This is a genomic window from Aminobacter sp. P4_D5, assembly GCF_056401815.1.
Genome location: NZ_JBFUIP010001418.1, coordinates 1 through 515 on the forward strand (window position 1 = coordinate 1; position 515 = coordinate 515).

Below are 515 nucleotides of genomic sequence, written 5' to 3' on the forward strand. Positions count from 1 at the left end.
GCGCACCTCTTCCCGGTCGTAGACGAAGGCATCGTCCTCCCAGGTGTCCCAGAGCTTCAGGACCAGCTGCACGAATTCCTTCGCGCGGTCGTAGCGTTCGGCATGCGGCGGCAGCGCGGCATGGCCGAAGTTCCGCGCGGCGTAGTTGTTCGCCGATGTCACGACGTTCCAGGCCGCGCGACCGCCGCTGATATGGTCCAGCGAAGCGAATTGCCGCGCGATGTTGTAGGGCTCGGAGAAGCTCGTCGTCGCCGTGCCGCCGAGTCCGATATGCTCCGTGGCGCCGGCGACCGCAGCGAGGCAGGTCAGCGGCTCCAGCACATTGGTGAAGAGCGGGTAGCGGGACCAGACGTCGAGGCTGTCGTAGCGCAGCGCCGGCGTGTCRGCGATGAAGAAGAGGTCGAAGAGCCCGTGCTCGGCCAGCTTCGCCAGCTTTCGATACGAGCGGATGCTCACGACCGATCCGTCCTCGGTGCTCGGATGCAGCCAGCCCGCCGGATGGGATCCGGTGAGGT

General features: G+C 66.5%; 1 protein-coding gene. It reads right to left on the minus strand.

Annotated features, from left to right (window positions below):
• Positions 1-515, minus strand: a 515-nt coding sequence (locus tag AC1DWF_RS38740) for an LLM class flavin-dependent oxidoreductase (RefSeq protein WP_476843699.1), incomplete at both ends; no start/stop codon positions are given.